Origin of the sequence: Mycobacterium sp. (assembly GCF_050701675.1) — a bacterium.
GTDB lineage: Bacteria > Actinomycetota > Actinomycetes > Mycobacteriales > Mycobacteriaceae > Mycobacterium.
On sequence record NZ_JBOGDD010000156.1, the window covers coordinates 1 to 6,181 of the forward strand.

A 6,181-nucleotide genomic window follows, 5' to 3' on the forward strand; every position below is an offset into this window, starting at 1 on the left:
GAACCGCGGTTCCCACCAGCAGCGCCCAGAACGCGGGCCGGGTCCAACGCGGATCCGGCGGCCCCGCCTCCTCGATCGCGGCGTCCGTTGGGACGTCTTCGGCAGTCAATGTCGCCATCGTGCTTCCCTTTTCTCGGTCAGAGGGTCCGGCGCGGGTGGAACACCCAGCCACGCAACAGGACGAATCGGACGGCGGTGGCCGCCAGGTTGGCGAGCACGAGCACGGAGATCTCGAGCAGGCGGTGCGGTTGGTCGACGAAGACGTGCAGGCCGGCCAGCGCACCGCTGGTGATCGCGAGAGCGATCGCAAAGACGATGAGTCCCTCGACGTGGTGGCGTCCCGCCTTCGCGCCGCCGGCCACGCCGAACGTGAACCGTCGGTTGGCGGCCGTGTTGGCGATCGCCGTGAGAAGTAGGGACACCAGATTCGCGGCCTGGGCGCCGATGACGCCGTGCAGAAGCATGAACAGCAGGAGGTAGGCCGCGGTCGATGCGACCCCGACCGCGCCGAAGCGCACCACTTGGCGCAGCAGCGAGTTGGGGGTGGCCGACGACTGCGACGGAGCCAGTTGAACGGCGATCGCGTTGACCGGGATGGAGCCGCTGGCGAAGCCGCGCAGAAGCCTGCCGACACCCAACAGGTCGGCGGTCGCCGTTGCGACGATGTCCACCCGGCTGTCGGGGTCGTCGACCCAGTCGACGGGAACCTCGTGGATGCGCAGCCCGCTACGTTCGGCGAGCACCAGCAGTTCGGTGTCGAAGAACCACCCGGTGTCGGCGACGTGGGGCAGCAGGCTCTGGGCGACGTCGGCGCGGATGGCCTTGAATCCACACTGGGCGTCGGAGAATCTGGCCTGCAGCGTCGAGCGCAGGATCAGGTTGTAGCACCGCGAGATGATCTCGCGCTTGGCGCCGCGAACCACCCGCGAGCCACGGCCAAGCCTGGTGCCGATCGCCAGGTCGGAGTGGCCGGAGATGAGCGGCGCGACGAGTGGGGCGACGGCGGCCAGATCGGTCGACAGGTCCACGTCCATGTAGGCGAGGACCATGGCGTCGGACTTCGACCACACGTGGTGCAGGGCGCCGCCGCGGCCCTTTTCCTCCAGCCGGACCGCGCGGACGTCGTCGAGCTCGGCGGCCAACTCTGCGGCGATGCGGGGGGTGTCGTCGGTGCTGGCGTTGTCGGCGATCGTGATCCGGACCGGGTACGGGAAGCTGTCACGCAGGTAGCGGTGCAGCCGGTGTACCGAATCGGCAAGGGCGGCCTGCTCGTTGTACACCGGTATCACCACGTCCAGGACCGGAACCCGGAGTGCCCTTGCCTCCAACGCGGCGTTGGGTCGCGGGGCGAAACCGGGCCTCGAATCCACTGGCCTCGAATCCACGGCGGCCTCCATCAGCACCACGTCGTCCTTCATGTCTGTCATGACTCCATCGTCGATCCGCGGTGTGTGGTGGTCTCATGAGCGAGCTATGCGCCGGCTATGAGTTATTCGGTGCCTGCGTCAGGTCGTAGAGGACGACGCCGTCCACCTGTTCCGAGGTGTAGTGCGCCTCGACCCATGCACTGATGTCGGCGGCGTCGTGACTACCACTGCTGTTGCGGCCACCGGGAAATCCGAACATCGAATGACCCTTGATGAAGTAGTGGATTCGACTGTCGGCGACGTCGCGCTGGAATTCGGACAGGGTCGGCGCGGGGTCCGTGCCGTTGAACCCACCGACCGCCATCACCGGTGCACCACTCGCGAGTTGATAGCCCGCCGCGTTGCTCGAGCCGACGGTCGCAGCGGTCCACTCGTAACGGTCCGCGCCGTCGGACAGCAGGTTCGTCAGGGCGGGCCCGGCTTCGGGGATGTCGAGGAACCCGCCGCCTGGTCCACCGGGGCCGCCGAAGCCCCCTGGACCACCGAAGGAACCATGACCGCGCGGTGGCCCCACCGACGGGATCGCTCCGGAGTGCGGGGTGGCCACCGTGGCGAGCGCGTACGCGGTAGGGGCGGCCAGACAGGCCAGGATGGCGCACGCTGCCACGCCCCTGGCCACCCGCGCCGGAAGTCGACCCGACACCAGGAGCAGCACCGCGGCTCCGACGCCGAGGATGGCGACCGCGGTGCCCAACCATGGCAGCCAGTCGGTGCGGCGAGCCAGCAGCACGGCGGCGAGCACGACGGTGACGAGCACGGAGCCCGACATCGCGATGGCGGCGCGCACATCGAACCTGTTGCGCCACAACAGCGTTGCACCAATTCCGATGCCAGCGCCGACCGCGGGCGCCAATGCCACCGTGTAGTACTGGTGCAGGATGCCGTTGGCGTAGCTGAAGACGACGGCGGTGACCACCAGCCAGCCGCCCCAGATGATCAGACCGGCCCGCGTCGGGTCCGTCCGCGGCGCGCGGCGGGTGATGACCAGACCGGCGGCGATGCACACCACCGCCGCGGGGATCAGCCACGCGATGTAGGCGCCCATCGAGGTGCCGAACAGCCTGCCCCAGCCGACGTCGAAGTTCATGTTGCCAAGGCCCCCGGTCTCGTCGCCGGTCAGGCGGCCGAGCCCGTTGTAGCCAAGGGCCAGTTCGATGATGCTGTCGTGTTGCGAGCCGCCGACGTAGGGCCGCGACGAGGCAGGCCACAGTTCGACGAGGAGCAGATACCAGCCTCCGCTGACGACCATCGCGGCCACCGCCCCGACCAGCCTGACCAGCCGGGTGCGCAACGGCACGGCGGCCGCGATCAGGTATGCGATCCCGAAGGCGGGCAGCACCAGGAACGCCTGCAGCATCTTGGCCAGGAAGCCGATGCCGACCGCGGCGCCCGCTCCGAGGAGCCACCATCGACTGCTGTCGCGCTCGCAGGCCCGCTGCACGCAGTAAGCGCCCGCGACGAGCGCGAGTACCAAGAGCGAATCAGGATTGTTGAAGCGGAACATCAACGCCGCAACGGGTGTCAGTGCGAAGACGGCTCCGGCCAGAAGGGCCGCCGACGGACCCGCCGCACGTCGTACGGCTGCATACAGCAGCGCGACGGCAGCAATGCCCTCGAGCGCCTGCGGGACGAGCACGCTCCACGAGCTCAATCCGAAGAGCCGCACCGAGGCGTCCATCACCCACAGCGCGGCGGGCGTCTTGTCGACGGTGATCGCGTTGCCTGCGTCGCTGGAGCCGAACAGCATCGCCGTCCAGTTCTCGGCGCCGGCCTGCGCCGCCGCCGAGTAGAAGCCGTTGGCCCAACCACTGGCTGACAGATTCCACAGGTAGAGCGCCGCCGTGACGACCAGCAGCACGCCGAACGCCACGCGTTCACCGATGGCGGCAGGCACTCGAGCGGCATGAACGGGGACGTCGGGGTCAATGGAGTCGCCGTCGATGGCGTACGCGGCGTGCGGCAGAACGGCAGTCACCTCATCGATTCTCTGGTAATCCGCTAGGCGCGCGATTGGTTCGGGCTGTGGGTCGGCTGTGAAGCTGCAGGGTGTCGGGGAAGCCTCACCACGAACTCCGTACGGCCTGGTTCGCTCCGCACGTCGATCGTCCCGTCGTGCGCCTTGACGACCGCCGCCACGATGGCCAGACCGAGACCGGTGCTACCACCGCGGCGCGACCGGGACGAATCACCGCGGGCGAACCGTTCGAAGACCTCCGGCACCAGGTCGGCCGGGATGCCAGGGCCGTCGTCGGCCACGGTCAGCACTGCCGATCCCAGGTCTTCGACCAGCGACGTCGTCACCGACGTCCCGCCGGGAGTGTGCGTCCTGGCGTTCGCCAGCAGATTCACCAGCACCTGCTGCAGGCGTGCCTCGTCCCCGACGACCGACACCGGCTCCTCCGGCAGGTCGAGCGACCAGTCGTGGTCGGGCCCGGCGACGTGGGCGTCGCTGACGGCGTCGACGATGAGCCTGGATACGTCGACCGGTTCCTGAACCAGTGGACGCCCCGCGTCGAGGCGGGCCAACAGGAGCATGTCCTCCACGAGCTGCGTCATGCGCGCTGTCTCGGATTCGACCCGGCTCATCGCGTGCGCCACGTCGTCGGGCAGCTCGCGCCGCTTCCGTTGGGCAAGTTCGGTGTATCCGCGGATGGCGGCCAGCGGGGTGCGGAGTTCGTGGCTGGCGTCGGCGACGAACTGGCGTATCCGGGTCTCGCTCGCGTGCCGCGCCGACAGCGCGCTCGCGATGCGGTCCAGCATGCGGTTCAGCGCCGATCCGAGCTGACCGACCTCGGTGTGCGCACCGGCGGGATCGACCCGCACGATCCGACTCGGCAGCAGCACCTCACCCTTGTCGAGCTCGAGATCGGCCACGTCACGGGCGGCCGTGGTAACCCTGGAGAGCGGCGCAAGCTGGCGCCGGATCACCAGGATGCCCGCGACGGCGGCCGCGACGAGGGCGATCGCCGCGAGGATGCAGAACATGCCGAGCACCCACCACAGAGTGTCGTCGATGACCGCCGTCGGCAGGCCGGTCACGATCGTCTCGTCGCCGTGTCGTGCATGCAGGGCGATCACCCGGTAGCGGCCGAGGCCGTCGAGTTCGACCGTCTGGGGGGTGCGCGTCCGTGGCACCTTGGCGAGCTTGGCGGCCGCGTCACCGTCGATCGTCGAGCGCGTTCCGTCGCCGTTGATGACGCCCGCGTCGATGGCGCCTGACGCAGAGATCACCGCACCGACGGTCCGCGTCGCCTGTCCGGGGGCGTTGAGGAATCCGGGGCCGGGCCCGAACTCCGGGTCGAACCGCTCCCGGTACGGAAAGGGCGGCTGCCCCGGCCTCGGCGGACCCTCCCCCGGCGGACCCTCCCCCGGCGGGCCCTCGCGCGGCGGCCCCTCCCCAGGGGGGCCGTCCCTCGGCGGGCCGAAGCCCGGCGGGAATCCGTCGAAGACAGGTGGAGGAAGGTCGAAGATCGCCGCGGAGCGTCTGCCCGCCTCGACGAGTTGCTGATCGAGCTGACGCACCAGAAACCGTTGCAGCGCAAACTCCGTCGCGATGCCGATGCTCGCGCACACCACTGCCACCAGCAGGACTTGGGTAGCCAGTAGCCGCAGCCGCAGAGACCACGTCCGCGGTGACCAGATCCGGGTGCGTGACTCAGCAGGTGCGCCGCGGCGACCGGAGCTCATCGCGGTGGCTTGAGGACGTACCCGGCGCCGCGCAACGTGTGAATCATCGGCTCACGGCCGCTGTCGATCTTCTTGCGGAGATACGACACGTACAGCTCGACGATGTTGGATCTGCCACCGAAGTCGTAGCTCCACACCCGATCGAGGATCTGCGCCTTGCTCAGCACCCTCTTGGCGTTGCGCATCATGAACCGCAGCAGCTCGAACTCCGTCGCCGTCAACGTGATCAGTTCCCCGCCGCGGGTCACCTCGTGACTGTCCTCGTCGAGCACCAGGTCGCCGACCACGATCTGCGCGCCACCCGTCTCGTCGGCGACACCCGTGCGCCTCAGCAACGCGCGGAGCCGCAGCACGACCTCTTCGAGGCTGAACGGCTTGGTCACGTAGTCGTCGCCGCCCGCCGTGAGCCCGGCGATGCGGTCCTCGACCGAGTCCTTCGCGGTGAGCAGCAGCAGGGGCAGGCCTGGGATCTGGGCCCGCAGCTCGTGGAGCACGTCGAGTCCGCTCATGTCTGGCAGCATGACGTCGAGCACGACGACGTCGGGAGGGTTCTCGCGGGCCAGCGCGATCGCCGACTCCCCATCGCCAGCCGTCGCGATGTCCCAGCCTTCGTAGCGAAGGGCCATCGAGACCAGTTCGGCGAGGACGGGCTCGTCGTCGACCACCAGCACGTTGATCGGCTTGCCGTCTGACCTGCGCATGACGACGCGTGCTGGATCGGCGTGTTCGCGGTCGGAGCCGTTGGCGGTGGTCATCTCCCTCATTGTCTACCCCTCGAATGGGCGAGACCTGTGCCGAATCTATGCGCGGGCTGTGTAAAGGCCGTTCACAGCTGGCGCACACGTCGCTCGTCCACAGTGGTGTGCGTGAACACCTGGGACACGCGCAAGACGATCGGCGCCATCGCGGTGGCGGCGGCCATCGCCGGGGTCGGCGGGGCCGCGATCGCCGCGGCAACCGACACCGGCTTTCACGCCGCGTCGGGCGGGATGCACGGCGACGGCCACCCGCCTGCCTTCCCCGCGCCACATCGGACCGACGATGAAACCGATTCGCTACACGGCGAG

At 69.1% G+C, this 6,181-nt stretch carries 4 protein-coding genes and 1 pseudogene; 1 reads left to right on the forward strand and 4 read right to left on the reverse strand.

Going from position 1 to position 6,181, the window contains the following annotated elements; genetic code table 11:
• Positions 1–137 precede the first annotated feature (137 nt).
• The 4 genes from ACRDUX_RS04510 to ACRDUX_RS04525 all read right to left on the reverse strand — a co-directional run bounded on the left by ACRDUX_RS04510 (position 138) and on the right by ACRDUX_RS04525 (position 5,815).
• Complete coding sequence (locus ACRDUX_RS04510; protein WP_526411434.1) at positions 138–1,397, reverse strand: bifunctional glycosyltransferase family 2/GtrA family protein; 1,260 nt, start codon at positions 1,395–1,397, stop codon at positions 138–140.
• 85 nt (positions 1,398–1,482) lie between these two features.
• Positions 1,483–3,354: an ArnT family glycosyltransferase gene (locus ACRDUX_RS04515; RefSeq protein ID WP_526411436.1), complete on the reverse strand. Its 1,872-nt coding sequence runs from the start codon at positions 3,352–3,354 to the stop codon at positions 1,483–1,485.
• A gap of 71 nt (positions 3,355–3,425) precedes the next feature.
• Positions 3,426–5,114, reverse strand: a complete 1,689-nt coding sequence (locus ACRDUX_RS04520; protein WP_526411432.1) for a sensor histidine kinase — start codon at positions 5,112–5,114, stop codon at positions 3,426–3,428.
• A complete protein-coding gene (locus tag ACRDUX_RS04525; RefSeq protein WP_526411438.1) occupies positions 5,111–5,815 on the reverse strand; it encodes a response regulator transcription factor in 705 nt (234 codons plus the stop codon). The genes ACRDUX_RS04520 and ACRDUX_RS04525 overlap by 4 nt, the downstream gene beginning before the upstream one ends.
• Before the next feature lie 165 nt (positions 5,816–5,980).
• Here ACRDUX_RS04525 and ACRDUX_RS04530 point away from each other — a divergent pair.
• Positions 5,981–6,181: pseudogene (locus tag ACRDUX_RS04530) on the forward strand (hypothetical protein); the annotation flags it as partial.